Source organism: Myxococcus sp. AB025B (assembly GCF_006518215.1).
Classification (GTDB): domain Bacteria; phylum Myxococcota; class Myxococcia; order Myxococcales; family Myxococcaceae; genus Myxococcus; species Myxococcus fulvus.
This window is the reverse complement of the sequence record NZ_SRLW01000225.1, coordinates 1-16733: the sequence shown is the minus strand read 5'-3', so window position 1 is coordinate 16733 and position 16733 is coordinate 1. Positions and strand designations below refer to the sequence as shown.

9 protein-coding genes are annotated in these 16733 nt (G+C 70.5%); 3 read left to right on the top strand and 6 right to left on the bottom strand.

The annotated features are described in order from the left end of the window. From FL311_RS30280 to mltG, 4 genes are all read right to left on the bottom strand, one after another. A partial coding sequence (locus tag FL311_RS30280) for a DNRLRE domain-containing protein (RefSeq protein WP_228557177.1) occupies window positions 1-2781 on the bottom strand: 2781 nt, incomplete at its 3' end. Window positions 2782-3247: 466 nt separating this feature from the next. Further along, complete coding sequence (locus FL311_RS45475) at window positions 3248-4006, bottom strand: hypothetical protein (RefSeq protein WP_228557176.1); 759 nt, start codon at window positions 4004-4006, stop codon at window positions 3248-3250. Further along, entirely contained in the window at window positions 4000-6150 is a 2151-nt protein-coding gene (locus tag FL311_RS30275; RefSeq protein ID WP_228557175.1) for a DNRLRE domain-containing protein, read from the bottom strand. Before FL311_RS30275 ends, FL311_RS45475 begins: the two co-directional genes overlap by 7 nt. Before the next feature lie 237 nt (window positions 6151-6387). Further along, a complete protein-coding gene (gene mltG, locus FL311_RS30270; protein WP_141330544.1) occupies window positions 6388-7404 on the bottom strand; it encodes an endolytic transglycosylase MltG in 1017 nt (338 codons plus the stop codon). 212 nt (window positions 7405-7616) lie between these two features. Here mltG and FL311_RS30265 point away from each other — a divergent pair, with 212 nt between their 5' ends. Continuing rightward, complete coding sequence (locus FL311_RS30265; RefSeq protein ID WP_141330542.1) at window positions 7617-8483, top strand: alpha/beta fold hydrolase; 867 nt, start codon at window positions 7617-7619, stop codon at window positions 8481-8483. A gap of 199 nt (window positions 8484-8682) precedes the next feature. Here FL311_RS30265 and FL311_RS46160 read toward each other — a convergent pair whose 3' ends face one another. Further along, window positions 8683-11079: a transglycosylase SLT domain-containing protein gene (locus tag FL311_RS46160; protein WP_141330540.1), complete on the bottom strand. Its 2397-nt coding sequence runs from the start codon at window positions 11077-11079 to the stop codon at window positions 8683-8685. 107 nt (window positions 11080-11186) lie between these two features. Between FL311_RS46160 and FL311_RS30255 the strand changes: the two genes are divergently transcribed. Next, window positions 11187-13385, top strand: a complete 2199-nt coding sequence (locus tag FL311_RS30255) for an ATP-binding protein (protein WP_141330538.1) — start codon at window positions 11187-11189, stop codon at window positions 13383-13385. Window positions 13386-13455: 70 nt separating this feature from the next. Here FL311_RS30255 and abc-f read toward each other — a convergent pair whose 3' ends face one another. Then, the gene (gene abc-f, locus FL311_RS30250; RefSeq protein ID WP_141330536.1) at window positions 13456-15423 is read right to left on the bottom strand and encodes a ribosomal protection-like ABC-F family protein; all 1968 of its coding nucleotides are present in this window, start codon (window positions 15421-15423) and stop codon (window positions 13456-13458) included. 255 nt (window positions 15424-15678) lie between these two features. Here abc-f and FL311_RS30245 point away from each other — a divergent pair. Then, the coding region (locus FL311_RS30245) for a serine/threonine-protein kinase (RefSeq protein WP_255510372.1) at window positions 15679-16733 on the top strand (1055 nt) is incomplete at its 3' end.

The following is a 16733-nucleotide window of genomic DNA, read 5'->3' as shown; positions in this document are numbered from 1 at the left end:
CGTCAGCACCACCCCGCCCGTCACCGCCGTCAGCCGGGGGGACTGGAGCGGCTCGAACACCCTCACCCAGCGCGTCTGCAGCGTCGACGAGAAGCTGGCCACGGTGGGGCGCTGTGGCGCCACCGTCTCCGGCAGCCCCACGGAGCCCAGCCCCAGCAGGCCGCCGTGCCCCGCCTGGACCGTGAACAGGTTCCCGTTGGCGTCCGCGACCAGCGAGCCCAGGCCATAGGAGCTCGTCGTGCTCAGCGGGAACTGCCGCAGCGTCAGCTCCGCGCCCGTGGAGGTGAGCCTGCCGAGGATCACCTCCCGCGGTCCATCGTAGTTGTCGTCCGGCTCCGCGCTGGCATACGGGGTCCCCGCGAAGGAGAAGCGGCCGTCGAAGTCGCCCGTGAAGGCCACGCCCCCATCCGGCAGCACGGCCACCTGGTACAGGTCCGCGAACACCGTGTCGTAGGACGTCGGAAGCAGCCAGTGCCACTGGTGGTCGCCCGTCACGCTCCAGCGCGCCACGAACACCCCGCCCCGTGCGAGCGCGCCCGCGCCGAAGTCGGTGCCCGGTCCGGCCCAGCCGCCCACGGTGATGTTCTCCTGCGCGTCCACCGCGACGCTCACCGCCTGGGTGCCCCGCATGGCGTTCGTCTTCAGCACGCGCGCCCACTGGTAGGCGCCGTCCCACTGGAGCTTGAGGACGAAGGAGTTCGGGTACTCGTCGTCGTAGGGGAACGGCTTGCCCGAGTCGACCTCGCCGCCACCGAAGTCCGTCTTCCCCCAGAAGCCGCCCGTCAACACCGCACTGCCGTGCGCGTCCGTCGCCAGGTCGTGCACGAACATGGGGTTGTCGAGCATCTCGTCATCCATGCGGAACCACGCCGTGTAGCCGCGCGTCCAGTCCACCGCGCCCGACGGCGTCAGCTTCATCACGAACATGCCCGTGCCCCGGGGCAGCGCGCCCTTGCCCAGGTCCGGCGTGCCCCGGTACTCACCGGCGACGAGCACGTTGCCCAGCGTCGTCACCGTCACCTTGCGGAACTCCACGTCGGGCTGGGCGAACGTCAACCGCCACGCCACGGAGCCATCCGCCCGGTGCAGCGTCACGACATCCGTCTGCTCGGCCCAGGACTCGCCGTCCCGCGTCTGCTCCTGGGTGCCCACGACGGCGAAGCCACCGTCCGGCGCGGGCGCCGTGTCCCGCGCGCGCTCGGCCGAGGCGTTGTTCGTCTGCTTCACCCACGCCGTCGTCCCCGAGGGCTGCGTGCCCCGGTACGAGCAGAACGGCGCGCTCTCCGTGACGACGACCAGCCGGGGCGCCGCGTCCAGGAGCCCCTTCGCGCTGGCATCCCCCGTCGCGAAGCTCACCCCCTTGGAGGAGTCGGCGAGCAGGCCAAAGGCGTACCGCCCCGAGGCCGTCACCACGCTCGTCACGTCGTACTCCACCCACTGGTCCTTCTTCACCGCGCCCGCGTCCCCCACCAGGTCCGTCATCGCGGGCGGGTTCTGCCAGGTCGCGGCCGCCGGGTCGAACGGCTGCGCCTGGTAGAGCAGCGGCCCGTTGTCCGTCGCCTCCAGGGCGTAGAGCTGGAGCAGCACGCGGCGCACCGGCGTCGCGTCGAGCTGGACGTCGAACTCCAGGAAGCCGTTCATGCCCGGAGAGCCATCCACGCGCATCGACGCCTCGCGGTGGAACGTCGTCGTCGGACGCTCCGCGCTCACATAGGTATCATGCCGGAGCTCGCTCACCTTCGACAGCAGCTCCCGACGCGTCATGCACGCATCCGTCGGCGCGGCCCTGGGCGCCCCCGTCCACACCAGCAGCCGCGGGCCTCCGCTCCCCGACCAGGACTCCTTCGAGTGGAAGGTCATCGCATCCCCCGACGTCCCATACACGCCGAAGGTGAAGTTGCCGTTGCCACGCACCAGGTCCGTCACCTCGTAGTCCACGTACCCGGACGGCGCCAGGTAGGGCAGCCGGTCGACCTCCGCGCCCACCTTCGTGGGGCGGGTGTTCCAGGAGACGCTCAGCTCGCTCCAGGGCCCCTGCGTCGCGTAGACCGCCGGTCCCCCCATCGTCCCATCCAGGCCCACGTGCAGCCGCAGCACCGCGCGCTGCACCGACTCCGTCAGGCCCAGCACGTCGAAGCGCAGGTGCACCTCGCGGTCGGGCGACTGCCCCACCCGCAGGTCCGTGGCGAAACCGCCCTCGGTGGACGTCGGCGCGTCGGCGGAGACATACGTGTCGTCGCTCGCGGTGAAGACCACCGGAGGGCTCGACACCGTGATGGGCAGCGCGGGGTGCGGGGGGTGGTCGTCCGCGGTCTGGACGGTGAGGACCAGCTGGGGGCGCAGCGACGTGTTCGGATGCTCGCTCGACGCGATCGTCACGCCGTCCGTGCTGTCGGCCACCAGGTGGACGTCCGTGAAGGCGCTCGTGGAGATGTGCATCCCGGTGATGTCCAGTTCGATCCACGTGCCGCTGGCCACCGCGCCCGCGCTGCTCAACGCGGAGAACCCATCCCGGGCCGGCCGCGTGTTCCAGGTCGTCAGCTCGTTCCAGGCCCGCCCCCCGATGCGAGGGTCATGCGCCGTGGGCCCGTCCGCCGAGCCATCCAAGGCATACACACGCAACCGGGCCGTGGTGATGGTGCCGTCCACCGGAGCGACATAGAAGCGCAGGTACGCCTCCGACTCGGGTGACTGGTCCACCTCCATCGTCGGCTGCGAGCCGAAGCTCGTCGCCGGCGAGGCCGCCGACACATACGTGTCCGCCGCCGCCACGATCGACACCGTCTGCGTGACGAGCTCCTGCTCGTGGCTCCCCGTCTCCGGGTCAACCCCTGCTCCTGGTTGGGCACTTCCGCACCCATTCAGGAAGAAAAGTGCCACTCCCAGACTCCAACCCACTGCGCCAACTGTCCACCGTTTCACGTGACCTCTCCCTCGCGTGCTGCCACTGAATTAGGAAAGCAACAGGTGCGCCAACGCGTGTGAGTCATTGGGTCACTCACAGTGTCTACGATTGACATGGAAATGCGATCGCCCGGTCAGCGGACCGAGCGGTCGCGAACATCACGTCAGGGATTGCGGGTCCCCCGGAGACACCACCCGATTGCCCGCACCGTCCAGCACCAGGGCCTGGAGGAACGCGGTGCCATAGCGATGAGAGAGCAACAGGTGCGCAAATGCGTACGGGCGCGAGCCCCACCGTGGGTGCCCGCGCCCGTCCATGTGCCACGAAGACTCGAGGCCCTCGCTAGGGCCGCAGCAGCAGGTGCAGCACGTCCGAGCGGCGTGACGTCGGCGTGTACCAGACGCCATCCACCTCGAACGCGCTGACCAGGTCTCCCGTGAAGAGGATGCCGCCCGGCTGCGGCGTGAGCAGGAGGTTCGACTGGAGCAGGTCGAACACCCGGACCCAACGTGTCTCCAGCGCGTCCGTGAAGCTGGCCACCGTGGGCCGGTACGGCGCCTCCGACTCCGACGGGCCCACGTCTCCCAGGCCCAGCAGACTCCCGCCGCCCGCCTGCGTCGTCACCAGGTGCCCCTGGGCGTCCACGATGAGGTCCTGGAACGTCAGCTCACGGAACGTGCGCAGCACCACGTCCGCCCCCGTGGCGCCCAGCCGACCGAGCATCGTGTCCCGAGGCCCGCCGTCGTACTCATCCGGCTCGCGGCTGGCGTAGGACTGGCCCGCGAAGTCGAAGCGGCCACCGAAGTCTCCGATGAACGCGACACCGCCGTCCGGCATGACGGCCAGGGCACGCAGGCTGCTGAAGTAGACCGGGATGACGCGCACCCAGCCGAGCGCACCGCTCGCGGCCCACCGCGCCACGAACGGACCGCTTCGCGCGTCCGGTCCCGCGCCAAAGTCCGTCGCCCTCCCCGCCCAGCCGCCCACGGTGACCTGCCCGCCGGCGTCCACCGCCACGCTCGTCGCCTCCGTGCCGCGCAGCGCGTCCGCCAGGAGCAGCTTCGCCCACTGATAGCCCCCCTGCCCGTCCAGCTTCAGCACGTACGAGTTCGGATACGTGTCGCCATAGGGGAACGGCTTGCCGGAGTAGACGGGCCCGGCGCCGAAGTCCGTGTAGCCCAGAAGGTGCCCACCAGCACCGCGCCGCCCTGCGCGTCCGTGGCCAGGTCGAGCACCTGCATCGGATTGTCGAGCCGCTCGTCGGCCCGCTGGAACCACGCGGTGTAGCCCCGCGCCCACGCCACCGCGCCCGACGCCGTCAGCTCCAGCACGAACATGCCGGTGCCCTGGGGCAGCGCGCCCGTCCCCAGGTCCGGTGTCCCGGCGTAGGAGCCGGCGGCGAGCACGTGTCCCCGCGCCGTCACCGCCACCTTCGAGAAGGAGACCTGCGCCTGCGTGAAGGCCCGCGTCCACACCACGCTCCCATCCGCGCGGTGCAGCGTGACGACGTCCGTCCGCTCGGCGGACGGAGGGGCATCCCGCATCTGCTCCTGGTGGCCGAGGACGACGAAGCCCCCTCCCGGCGCGGGCGCGGTGTGGTGCGAGCGCTCCGCCTCCGCCGCCGTGGACTGCTTCACCCACGCCGTCGTCCCCGAGGGTTTCGTGCCCCGGTACGAGCAGCGCGGCGCCGTGTCCTTGACGACGACGAGCTGGGGCGCGGCGTTGATGATGCCGCGCTCGCTGGCCTCGGACGAGGCGAAGCGCAACCCATCCGCCGAGTCAGGCACCAACGCGAAGGCATGACGCCCCGACGTCGTCACCACATCGGTCACGTCGATCTCCACCCAGGAGTCCCGCGTCACCGCGCCCAGGTTCGCGCGGGCGCTCCCGCTCACGACGGGGCGATGGGCCCAGTCCGTCGTCGCCTCGTCGAACGACTGCGCCGAGAACACCTGCGGTCCATTCGCCGACGCATCCAGCGCATACAGGCGCAGCAACACCCGGCGCACGGGCTGCGTGCCCAGTTGCACGTCGAAGTCCAGGAAGCCCTCCGCTCGAGGTGCCCCATCCACGCGCAGCGAGGCCTCACGGTGGTACGTCGTCGACGGCGTCTCCGGCGTCGCATACGTGTCATGGAGCGGAGGGACGGTGGTCGCGATGACCTCCTGTCGCGTCATGCAGTCATCTCCCGGCTCGCTCCGAGACGCGCCCGCCCACACGAACAGCCGAGGCTCCAGGTCCGCGGCCTCGCGCGAGTGGAACGTCACCTCGTCCCCGGAATTTCCATACAGCCCGAAGGTGACGTCCCCGTTGCCACGCACCTGGTTCGTGACGTCGTACTCCACGAAGCCATAGGGCGCGAGGAACGGCGCCCGGTCCAACGTGCCTCCCACCCGCGCCGGCCGCGTCCTCCACGTCAGGCCCGACTCGCTCCACGTGCCCTGGGTCCCGAAGACGGACGGACCGCCCTCCGTACCGTCCGCGGCCACTCGCAAGCGCAGCACCGCGCGCTGCACCGTCTCCGTCAACCCCGTCACGGAGAAGCGCAGGTGCGCCTCGCGCCCCGGACTCGTGCCCACGCGCAGCGCCCGCGCCGAGCCACCATCCGCGGAGCCCGGCGCATCCTCGGAGACGAACGTGTCCGCGCTCGGAGCGAAGGACACCGGCGCACCGGACACCGTCAGCGGCACGGGGCGCGGCGGCGGATGGTCCGACGCGGACTCCAACGTGAGCACCAGCTGGGGACGCAGGGCCGGGTCGGGGTGCTCGCTCGACGCGAGCGTCATGCCGTCCGTGCTGTCCGCGCGCAGGAACACGTCCACGTAGCTGCCCTGGGAGATGGACAGGTCGCTGACGTCCAGTTCCATCCAGGTGCCGCTGGCCACGGCGCCCGCGCTGACCACACCCCAGTACCCGCCCCAGTCCGGGCGGTTGCTCCACGTCGTCAGCTCGTTCCACGAACGCACGCCGGGCGGGTCGTACACCGTGGGGCCATCGGCCGAGCCATCCACCGCGAAGACGCGAAGCCTGGCCGTCGTCACCGTGCCGGTGAAGGGCTCGATGAAGAAGCGAAGGTAGGCCTCGGACTCGGGAGCGCGGTCCACCTCCAGCGTGGGCGAGGAGCCGAAGCTCGTCGTCGGCGACGTCGCCACCACGTGCGTGTCCGCGCCCGCGCCGAACGTCACCGTCCGGGTGACCAGCTCCTCGTCACTCGACTCCGGGCGCGTGTCCGGGGAGTCCTCCACCGGAGGAGTGGAACTCCGTTCCCCATGTTGGGAAGGCCCGCACCCACCGAGGAGCCCGAGCGCCACACCCAGCCCCCACCCCACCGCCCCGACTGTCTTGCGCCGCACGGCACCTCTCCCTCGTGTTCAACGAGGGAGGTCGCTGAGCAACAGGTGCGCCAGCGATTGGCCACCCGAGGACAGATGGAGCCGAGGCACCGCGCCCCCGCCTCCTCGGCGGGGGGGCGCCATCCAGGCTCAATACACGTTGTACTTCTTGCGCAGCGCCTCGTGCTCGTCCGCGTTGCGCGAGGGGTGCAGGTTCTTCTGCGCGTCGTGCAGGTAGTACCAGAACTCGCTCGGCTTCGGCGCCATCGCGGCCTGGAGCGACTCCACCGTGGGCGCGCCGATGGGACCCGGCGGCAGGCCCTTGCGGTGCCGCGTGTTGTAGGGGTCCTCGGGGTCTCGCAGGCGCTTGAGGAACTCCTTGCGGTCGTTCCACTGCGCCAGCACGTAACGCGACGTCGCGTCCACGCCGAGCGGGAAGCCCTTGTCCACGCGCTTCCAGAGGATGCCCGCCACCAGGGGACGCTGCGCGGGCACCGGCTCCTCGCGCTCCAGCATGGAGGCCATCACCACCACCTCGTGCAGCGAGCGTCCGCTCCTGGCGATGGCGTCCTTGTTCGGCGTGTAGAAGCGCGCGGCGAAGGCGTCCAGCTGCCGCTGGATGAGGTCCTCCACGTCCACGTCCCCGGGGATGATGCCGTACGTCTCCGGGTAGAGGTAGCCCTCCAGCGTGGTGACGGGCAGCGGGAACGGCGCCTTGAAGCGGCTGGGGTTGCTGGCCGCCGCGATGTACTCGCCCGGCTTGATGAGGTTCGCCGCGACGAGCGCCGCGTCCGTGTCCCGAAGCCGCCAGCCCTCCACCACCACGAACGGGATGTCGTCCGGGAGCGGGTTGCCCTCCAGCGCCTTGGCCAGCTCCGCCACCGTCATGGACGGGCTCACCGGATGACGCCCCGCCTTGGGCGAGAACCCACCCCGACGGAACAGGTGGTAGCGCCAGACCCTGGTGTCCGAGAGCAACCCCTGCGTGACGAGCAGGCCGCCCAGGCCCCTGCCCGAGGTTCCCTTGGGGACGGTGAACTCCACCACGGGCGCACCCGGAGCGGCGACGGCCTTGTTGACCGCCCCCTCCATCACCACGAAGGCGCCCACACCCGCCACCGCCGCCAACACGATGACCACTGCCAGAGCCGCGAGGACTTTCTTCATCGCGGCGCAGGGTAGCACCGCCGACGCGGCCTGCATCCTTCCGTGTCATCGGATGTCCGCTCCCAGGCGCTCCCCTGCTGGCCAGCCTGGTCGGCTCCCTCCGCCTGGCACCCGAATCGCCGTCCGTCCGCGCGCCCGGGTTTCATGGCGTCCCCTGATTCAGGTCCCCATCTTCGCGACGGTTGCACCCACCCGAAACGCGAGGACACGCCATGGCGACACAAGCGTCCACAGGGGCCGGGAAGATCTCCGGCAGCTACCTCACCACCCGCGACGGCACGCAGATCTACTTCAAGGACTGGGGCCCCCGGGATGGCCAGCCCGTCGTCTTCTCGCACGGCTGGCCGCTGTCGGCCGACGCGTTCGAGGACCAGATGATGTTCCTGTCGGACCGCGGCTATCGGACCATCGCGCATGACCGGCGGGGCAATGGTCGCTCGTCACAGCCGTGGAGCGGACATGACATGGACCACTTCGCGGACGACCTCGCGGAGCTGACCTCCGCGCTGGGGTTGAGCAAGGCCGTGCACGTGGGCCACTCGACGGGCGGTGGCGAGGTGGCCCGGTACATCGGCCGTCATGGCACTTCGCGCGTGGCGAAGGCGGTGCTCATCGGCGCGGTGCCCCCCATCATGCTCAAGACGGACTGGCACCCCAACGGGCTCCCCATGAAGGTGTTCGACGACATCCGCGCGGGCGTGCGCACGGACCGGGCGTCGTTCTTCCGCGAGCTGAGCCTGGCGTTCTTCGGCTTCAACCGCCCGAACGCGAAGGTCTCCGAGGGACTCCGTGACACGTTCGTCATGCAGGGGCTGATGGCCTCCATCAAGGCCGAGTACGACACCGTCAAGGCCTTCTCGGAGACGGACTTCCGCGCGGACCTGGCGAAGTTCGACGTGCCCACGCTGGTCATGCACGGCGACGACGACCAGATCGTCCCCTTCGAGGGCGCGGGCAAGCTCACCGCCACCCTGGTCAAGGGCGCGAAGCTCAAGGTCTACCCCGGCTTCAGCCACGGCATGTGCGCGGTCAACAAGGGCATCATCAACGAGGACCTGCTCGCCTTCATCCAGGGCTGACGCCACGGGCCGCGCGGACACGCCCCGTTCGCGCGGCCCGTCGTCTTCTCGAGAGGGAACGGCACCTGACCGGAATGAATGTGCGACCCGGACGTCCGACGTCCGTTCTCGACGCGCCCCCCCCGGCCTCGGCTCCCTTCGAGGTCAACCATGTGGTCGTCACGGGGACCTCCATCGTGAGCGAGCCGTTGTTGCGCGCTCACTCCCGGTTCGCGGTCTTGATGACGGGCAGCTTGGGCGCCCGGCCATAGAGCAACTGGTAGGTGTTGTACGAGCGCAGCACGCGCTTGATGTAGCCGCGCGTCTCGGAGATGGGGATCTCCTCCACCCACGCGTCGAGCGGCAGGTCCGGCTTGTCCGCGCGCCAGCGGTTCACCGCGCCCGGCCCCGCGTTGTAGCTGCCCACCGCGTACGGCGTGTGCCCGCCGAACTTCTTGAGCAGCCCGCCCAGGTAGTGCGCGCCGAAGCGGATGTTGAGGTCCGGCTGGAGCAGCTGGTCCACCGTGAAGCGCTTGAGCTTCAGCTCGCGCGCCACGCCCTTCGCGGTGGACGGCATGAGCTGCGTCAGCCCCAGCGCGCCGGCCCACGACAGCGCCTTCGGGTCCAGCGCGCTCTCCTCGCGCATCAACGCCTGGAGCAGATCCGCCTCCACGCCCGACACCGCCGTGTGCTTCTCGATGAGGTCGCGGAACGCGTTGGGATACGCCACCTCCCACACCACGCGCGTCTCGCTCGTGATGCGTCCGCTCAAGTCCTTGCGCAGCGCCAGCCGGGCCACCGCGTGCGCGGCGCGCTCATCGCCCGCCTCGTGCAGCACCAGCACCAACAAGCGGATGGCCTCCGCGGGCTGGTTCGTCCGGCTCACCGCGAGCAGCTCCGACGACACCGCCTCCGGGAAGCCCAGGCGCAACAGCTCCACGCCCGCGCGGAAGTGCGGGTCCTCCCCCACCGGGCCCGCGAACAACGGCCAGGGACTGGCCGCCTCCGGCACCGCGAAGATCTCCGGAGAGATTCGCTCCAGTCGCTGGGGGTCCAACGCGGACAGCTGCGAGCGCGCCATCAGCCCGTAGTACGTCGCCGGGTGCTCCACGGAGATCTTCTCGAACAGCTCCGCCGCGCCCTGGATGTTGCCCTGGTCCTGGAACGTGCGCGCCCGCCAGTACCGCGCGCGCTCCACGTCGTAGCTCTCGTCCGCTTGAGCGAAGCGCTGCTCGATGCGGTCCAGGAACGACAGGCCCGCGTCCTCCACCTTGCTCGTGCGCGCGATCCAGTACGCCTTGAAGAGCGCCTCGCCCAGGAAGTCCCCCTGGGGATACAGCCGCGCCAGCTCGTCCAGCCGCGCCATCGCCTCCTTGGGGCGGCCCGTCTTCACGTACAGGTCCGCCGCGTAGAAGAGCGCGTCGTCCGCGAAGCTGTGGTCCGGGAACTCGCGCGCCAGCCGCTCGTACGTCTCCGTGCCGCGCGACGAGTCGACGATGGAGCGCGACGAGCCGAGCACGTACAGCGCCCGCGCCAGCAGGTCGCGGTCCGTGCACTTCTCCACCACGGGCGACAGCGTCTGGATGGCACGCGTGTGCTCACGCTCCTTGCGCAGGCCCTTGCCGTAGGAGAAGTGCGCGCGGCACGCGAGCGCGTCCGGGAGCTTCAGCTGCGTGAGCAGCGGCTCCAGCTGCGCCAGGCCCTGCTTGTTGCGGTGCAGCTCCACCAGCGCCTCGCCGCGAGCCACCCGGGCCTCCACCGGCGCCGTCTGCCCCTTGAGCCGCTTGTCGGCCTGGACCGCCAGCGGTGACAGCGGGTGCGCGCCCCACAGCCGCCACAGCGCGGCGCGCTCGGCGGCCTTGTCCTTCTTCTCCGCGGCGATGTCGGCGATGGCCATCAGCGCCTCGGCGCCCACGTTGCGCCCCCAGCTGGGCGCCGCGCGCGAGGTGAGCGGCTCCAGCGCCGCCATGGCCCCTTCCGCGTCCTTCTTCTTGCGCAGCACCCGGGACAGCGCCAGCCGCGCGTCCACGTACAGCCGGGACTCGGGCGGCACCTGGGCCAGTTGCACCGCGGCCTCGTCGTAGCGGCGCAGCCCCTCCAGCGCCACGCCCGAGTGCGTCAGGCACCGGTCCCTCAACGCGGGGTAGTCCGGCGCCAGGGCGGCCAGCTCCTTCGCGGCGGTCTCCTCGTCCCCCGAGCGCAGCGCGGCCAGGGCGCGCAGGTAGCGCACCGGCGGGCTGTCACCCTCGTCCTTCAAGAGCTCGCGGGCGCGAGCGAAGTGGCCCTTGTCGAAGGCCGCGCGGGCCTCCTTCTTCTTGCCCGCGCCGAAGTACGGCGACAGGTCCTCCAGCGCGTAGCGGCGGCCCCGGTGGACGACGGGTGCGGGCGGCGCGGCGTTGGGGAAGGCCGGGTTGAACACCTCCACGAAGCCCGGCGGCAGCGGCGCCTTCTCGGCGTCCGGCGGCGGCGAGAGCTGCGCCTCCGGGGGCGCGTTCTCGGTGTGGGTCGTGGGGGCCTCGGAGGCCTCCGTCCCGGAGGGGGCCGGGGACGAGGGAGCCTGCGCGGACAGCATGAGCGCGGAGGCGATGACGGCGAGCTTGGGCAGGAAGGGCTTCATACGCGGGGCTGGGGAGCCTGGGAGGTGGGCGCGGGCTCGCCCCAGGACAACCGGGGGTGCATGGAAAATTTCCGGAGGCTGTCACAGGTTAGACTGTCCGCCCGCCCATGGACATCCGGACTCAGAGCGCGCTGCTGGCATCCATCATCGGCCTCGCCCTTGGCGTGTCCATGTTGTTGCGCCCGGCCAGGCCCAAGGTGCTCACCCTGTACTCCGTCTTCGCCCTGACGGTGGCCGGGTACTACCTCTCGTTCTTCTTCCACAGCCTCTTCCCCGAGGTGACGTACCCCTGGGCGCACCGCATCACCCTGGGCATCACCGTCCTGGTCGCCTCGCTCATCCCCGGCGCCGCCGTGGGGTTCTTCCTCGAGTTCTTGGATGTCAGCAAGGGAACACACCTGGTGGGCCGCCGGCTCGCCCTCCTGTCGGTCTTCCTGGGCCTCGCCGTGGCGGTCACCCCCCTGGCCGACAAGCTGTGGGCCCGGGTGGCCATGGGCGTCTGGGTGCACGGCTCCCTGCTCGCCTCGGTGTCGTTGCTGCTCCACCGGGTCCGCAGCAACGAGTCGCGCATCGAGCAGCTGCGGCTGATGTACCTGGCCATCGGCGCGGCGGCGGGCATCCTGTTCTCCGCGCTGGACTTCATCGGCAGCTCGGTGCCGCTGCCGACGCTGGGGCCGGTCTTCACCACGCTGTACCTGTTCTTCCTCGCGCAGACGCTGCTGCGGCTGCGGCTGATGGACCTGCACGAGCTGCTGGGGAAGATTGCGTCGCAGACGGTGCTGGCGGTGATCCTCGCGGCCGTCTTCACGGTGTTGACGGCGTGGGTGGACGAGGACACGGGCCTGTTCCTGTTCAACACGGTGGTGGCGGCCTTCGTCATCCTCATCCTGTTGGACCCGCTGCGAACAAAGGTGGAGGAGATGGTGGTGCGCATCTTCTTCCGCGAGCGCTTCGCGCTGCTGGACGCGCTGGGGACCTTGCGCGCGCGGATGGCGAACGTCATCGACATCTCCGAGCTGGCCACGCTGGTGCTGGACACGCTGCACGAGACGGGGCGCGTGACGCACTCTTCGGTGTACCTGCTCGCGGAGGACCGGCCCGGGTATCGGCTGCTCGACTCACGGGGCCCGTTGCCGGTGGCGTTCCTGGACACGGCTGCGGCGCGGGGCCTGTTGTTCGCGGTGGCGAGCGGGCAGAAGGCGGTGCTGCTGGAGAACGTGGAGCGCCGAGGCGCGACGATGCGGCTCCAGTCGGTGGAGGGGCGCCGGTATCGCGACGAGCTCAAGCGGCTGAACGACACGCGCTCGGCGCTGGTGCAGATGCGCGCGGGCATCAGCGTGCCGCTGGTGGGCAACGACAGGGTCATCGGCTTCCTGAACCTGTGGGACGAGCGGGTGCCGGAGGCGTACGCGTCCGACGAGATTGCCCTCATCCTGGAGGTCGCCGAGAAGCTGGCGACGGTGCTGGAGAACTCGAAGCTCTACGAGAAGATTCGCGAGCGGGATCGCCTGGCCGCGCTGGGTGAGATGGCGGCGGGTCTGGCGCACGAGATTCGCAATCCGCTGGGGGCCATCAAGGGCGCGGCGCAGTGCCTGGACCCCAGGCGGCTGCCGGGCGAGGACGGCGAGTTCCTGGAGGTCATCGTCGAGGAGGTCAACCGGCTCAACGGGGTGGTGACGGCGTTCCTCGACTACGCGCGGCCGATGAAGCAGAGCTTCGGGCCCACGGACCTGAACGAGGTGGTGACGCGCACCATGCGCCTCATCCAGAACGACGTGCCGTCGAGCGTCGCGCTGGCGGTGGAGCTGGACCTGCAGCTCCCGCGAGTGGACGGAGACGCGGAGCAGCTCAAGCAGGTGCTCATCAACCTGGTGCAGAACGCGGTGCAGGCGCTGGACACGCGCGAGGGGCGAATCACGGTGCGCACGGAGCGGCCGGAGCGCTTCGGTGAGTTCCGCAACGCGGGCGGCGAGCTGTTGGAGGTGCGAGTCTCCGACACCGGCCCGGGCATCCCCTTGGACCAGCAGCCGCACATCTTCGTGCCGTTCTTCACGACGAAGCAGAAGGGCACGGGGCTGGGGCTCGCCATCTGTCAGCGCATCGTGAAGAACCACGGAGGCAGCATCTCCGTGCAGAGCAAGGCGGGCGAAGGCACCACGTTCATCATCCGCATGCCCGCGCTGCCGGTGGAGAAGCCCGTGGAGGCGCTGCCGGAAGGAACGGGAACGCCGCCTCCGGCCACGCGCATCTCCCAGTCGATTCCCGTGCCCGAGGAGCTGCGCGAGCGCAAGCGCAAGGCCGGATGAAGCTCACGTCACGGAGCCCTCACACCCGCGCAGCCCGGGGCGACGCGGCCCGCGCGCGAACCCCGCGGGCTCAGCTCAGCGACGCCGTCGCCTCCGCCAGCTTCTCCTGCGCCGTCTCCCACCGCGCGTAGAGGTCCTCCAGCGACTCCTTGCCCGCGCGGTGTGCATCCATCAGCGGCTTGGCGCGCGCGAAGTCGTTGTAGAGCACGGGGTCCGCGAGCTGCGCCTCGCGCTCCTTCTGCTCCGCCTCCACCTTGGCGATCTGCTCTTCGAGCTTCGCGATCTCCTTCTTGAGCGGCCCCTCGACCACGCTGCGACGCTGGCGCGCCTCGGCCTCCAGCCGCTTGCGGTCCTTCTCCGAGACGGGCCCCGAGGACGCCTTCTCCCCTCCGCGTGACGCGCCGCCCGCAGCGGCCTCCGCCTCCAGCCGCTGCTGCTCCTGGTGGTACAGGTAGTCGTCCAGGTTGCCCGGGTGCGGCGTCAGCTTGCCCTCCGCCACCTCCCAGACGTGCGACGACAGCCCGTTGATGAAGCTGCGGTTGTGGCTGACGAACAGCAGTGTGCCGCCGTAGCCCTTGAGCGCTTCAATCAGCATCTCGGACGAGTCCAGGTCCAGGTGGTTGGTGGGCTCGTCCATCAAGAGGAAGTTGGACGGAACCAGCAACAGCTTGGCCAGCGCCACGCGCGCGCGCTCACCACCGCTGAGCACGCCGATGGGCTTGTCCACGTCGTCACCGCTGAAGAGGAACGCGCCCAGCACGCCGCGCACGTAGCTCTCCGGCTTGTCCGCCGCCAGGGGCCGCACCTCCTCGATGATGGTGTTCTGCCGGTCGAGCTTGTCCGCGTGGTGCTGCGCGTAATAGCCCACCACCACGTTGTGCCCGAGCGTCACCGTGCCCGTGTCCGGCGCCAGCTCCCCCGCCACCATCTTCAGGAGCGTCGTCTTGCCCGCGCCGTTGGCGCCCACCACGGCGATGCGCTGCCCGCGCTCCACCCGGCCCGTGAGCCCGTCGTACACCGTCTGCGCGCCGTACTTCTTGGTGATGCGCTCCAGCGTCACCACGTCCCGACCGCTCCGGTCCACCTCCGGGAAGCGGAAGCGCATCGTCGAGCGCTCCTCCAGGACGTGCACCTTCTCCAGCTTCTCCAGCATCTTCGCGCGGCTCTGCGCCTGCTTCGCCTTGGTGGCCTTGGCGCCGAAGCGGTCGATGAAGCCCTGCAGCTCCGCGCGCCGCGCCTCGACCTTCTCGGCGCGAGCCTTCAGCAGTTCCTTCTCCTCCGCGCGCAGGCGCTTGTAGTCGTCGTAGTTGCCCGCGTACTCGCGCACGCCCTCCAGCTCCAGCGACACCACCCGGTCGATCTGCCGGTTGAGGAAGTCACGGTCGTGGGAGATGAGCACCAGCGCCTTGTTCGAGCGGCGCAGGAAGCCGTCGAACCAGGCCAGCGTGGGCACGTCCAGGTGGTTGGTGGGCTCGTCGAGCAGCAACAGGTCCGGGTCCTGGAGGAGCAGGCCCGCCAGCGCCGCGCGCATCCGCCAGCCGCCCGACAGCGCCGAGGTGGGCTTGGCCAGGTCCAGGTCCCGGAAGCCCAGGCCCTTGAGGATGCGCTCGGCGTGGTGCTTTCCGAAGCGGTTCTCGAAGTCGTCCAGCTCCGCGTGCAGGTCGGCCAGGGACTGGGCCAGCTCGAGCTGCTCCTCCTCGTCGGTGGCCGCCGCGAGCGCCTCCTCGGTGTCCTTCAGGCGCACCTCCAGCGAGTCGCGCCCGGGGACGGTGCTCATCACCGCCTCCACCACCGTGCCCTCCGGCAGGCCGGCGATCTCCTGGGGCAGATACCCCCACCGCGCGCGGCGCCGGTACGTCAAGGTCCCCGAGTCCGGCTGGAGCACCCCCGCGAGAATCTTCATCAGGGTGCTCTTCCCCGTCCCGTTGGCCCCCACGAGGCCTACACGGTCCTTGGGGCCGAGGGTGAAGTTGTCGCTGTCGAAGAGGACCTTCTTCCCATAGGAGAGGCTGAGGTCCTGGGCGATGACGAGGCTCATGGCGGGCCGGGATGTAACAGCCTCCGGCGCCTCGGGAAATGGCGCAGATGCCTGCCCGGAGGCCCTGCGGCCCAACGCCCCCTTTCCGGACCCGCCCGGGGCCTGCCTATACTCCGGCCCCACATGGCTGCCCCCTGTCCCCATTGCGGAAGCACCGACGGCGTCGACCACCTCTGCGCAGGCCAGAGCCTCCAGCTCATCGGCCAGGTGCTCGATGGCCGCTACAAGATTGAGAGCGTGCTCGGCCAGGGCGGCATGGGCATGGTGTTCCGCGCCACGCAGACCTCGGTGCAGCGCCCCGTCGCCGTCAAGACGCTCAACCCGTCGCTCGCCGCCGCGCCCCAGTTCTTCGAGCGCTTCCGCCGTGAGGCGGAGATCGCCAGCCGCCTGCGCCACCCGAACGTCATCACCATCTTCGACTTCGGCCGCGCCCCCGACGGCACCTGCTACTACGTGATGGAGCTGCTCCAGGGCGAGAGCCTCAAGGAGGTCGTCAAGCGAGAGGGGCCCATGTCCCTGCGCCGCGCGACGAGCCTCCTGGAGCAGGCCACCCAGGGCCTCGCGCACGCGCACGCCGAGGGCTGCGTCCACCGCGACCTGAAGCCCCACAACATCATGGTGCAGGACCTGGGCGGGCGGGACTTCGTCAAGGTGCTGGACTTCGGTCTGGTCAAGGCGCTCGAGGCCGAGGAGGAGGAGCAGCTCACCTCCACCGGCCAGGTGCTGGGCACGCCCCAGTACATGCCGCCGGAGCAGGCCGGCGGTGAGTCCGTGGACCAGCGCTCGGACCTGTACTCGATGGCGGGCGTGCTCTACTTCTGCCTCACGGGCAGCTCGCCGTTCGGCGCGAACACCGTGCGCAAGGCGCTCACCGCGTCGCTCACGCAGCAGGTGCCCGCCGTCAACACCAAGCGCCAGGGCGCCCCCGTCCCGCCCGCGCTGGACGCGTTCTTCCGCAAGGCGCTCGCACCCGAGAAGGACGACCGCTACCAGAACGCGCAGGAGTTCATCGACGCGATGATGGACTCGGTCGCGGACGCGACGCCCGAGCAGTTCGACGCGATGCCCAGCGGCGGCTCCTCCTCCGGCGTCAACGAGCGCGGCAGCGGCAGCCGGGCCAGCAGCCGCGCCGGACGTCCCTCCGCGGGCAGCGGCAGTGGCGTGCGGTCTCGCGCAGCCGGTACTCCGGGCCGGGGCTCCACGCCGTCCAACGTCGTCGTGGCCCGCAGCCAGGCGGGAGTGCCTGGAGGCAGCGGCTCATCTCCCAGCCGCGTCCGCCAGGGCCCGCCTCGCCCCGCGCCGGTCCAGGC

Bases quoted from the DNA above. Each gene is read 5' to 3' on its own strand.
- mltG (WP_141330544.1), bottom strand. From the start codon at position 7,404: ATGAAGAAAGTCCTCGCGGCTCTGGCAGTGGTCATCGTGTTGGCGGCG.
- FL311_RS30265 (WP_141330542.1), top strand. From the start codon at position 7,617: ATGGCGACACAAGCGTCCACAGGGGCCGGGAAGATCTCCGGCAGCTAC.
- FL311_RS46160 (WP_141330540.1), bottom strand. From the start codon at position 11,079: ATGAAGCCCTTCCTGCCCAAGCTCGCCGTCATCGCCTCCGCGCTCATG.
- FL311_RS30255 (WP_141330538.1), top strand. From the start codon at position 11,187: ATGGACATCCGGACTCAGAGCGCGCTGCTGGCATCCATCATCGGCCTC.
- abc-f (WP_141330536.1), bottom strand. From the start codon at position 15,423: ATGAGCCTCGTCATCGCCCAGGACCTCAGCCTCTCCTATGGGAAGAAG.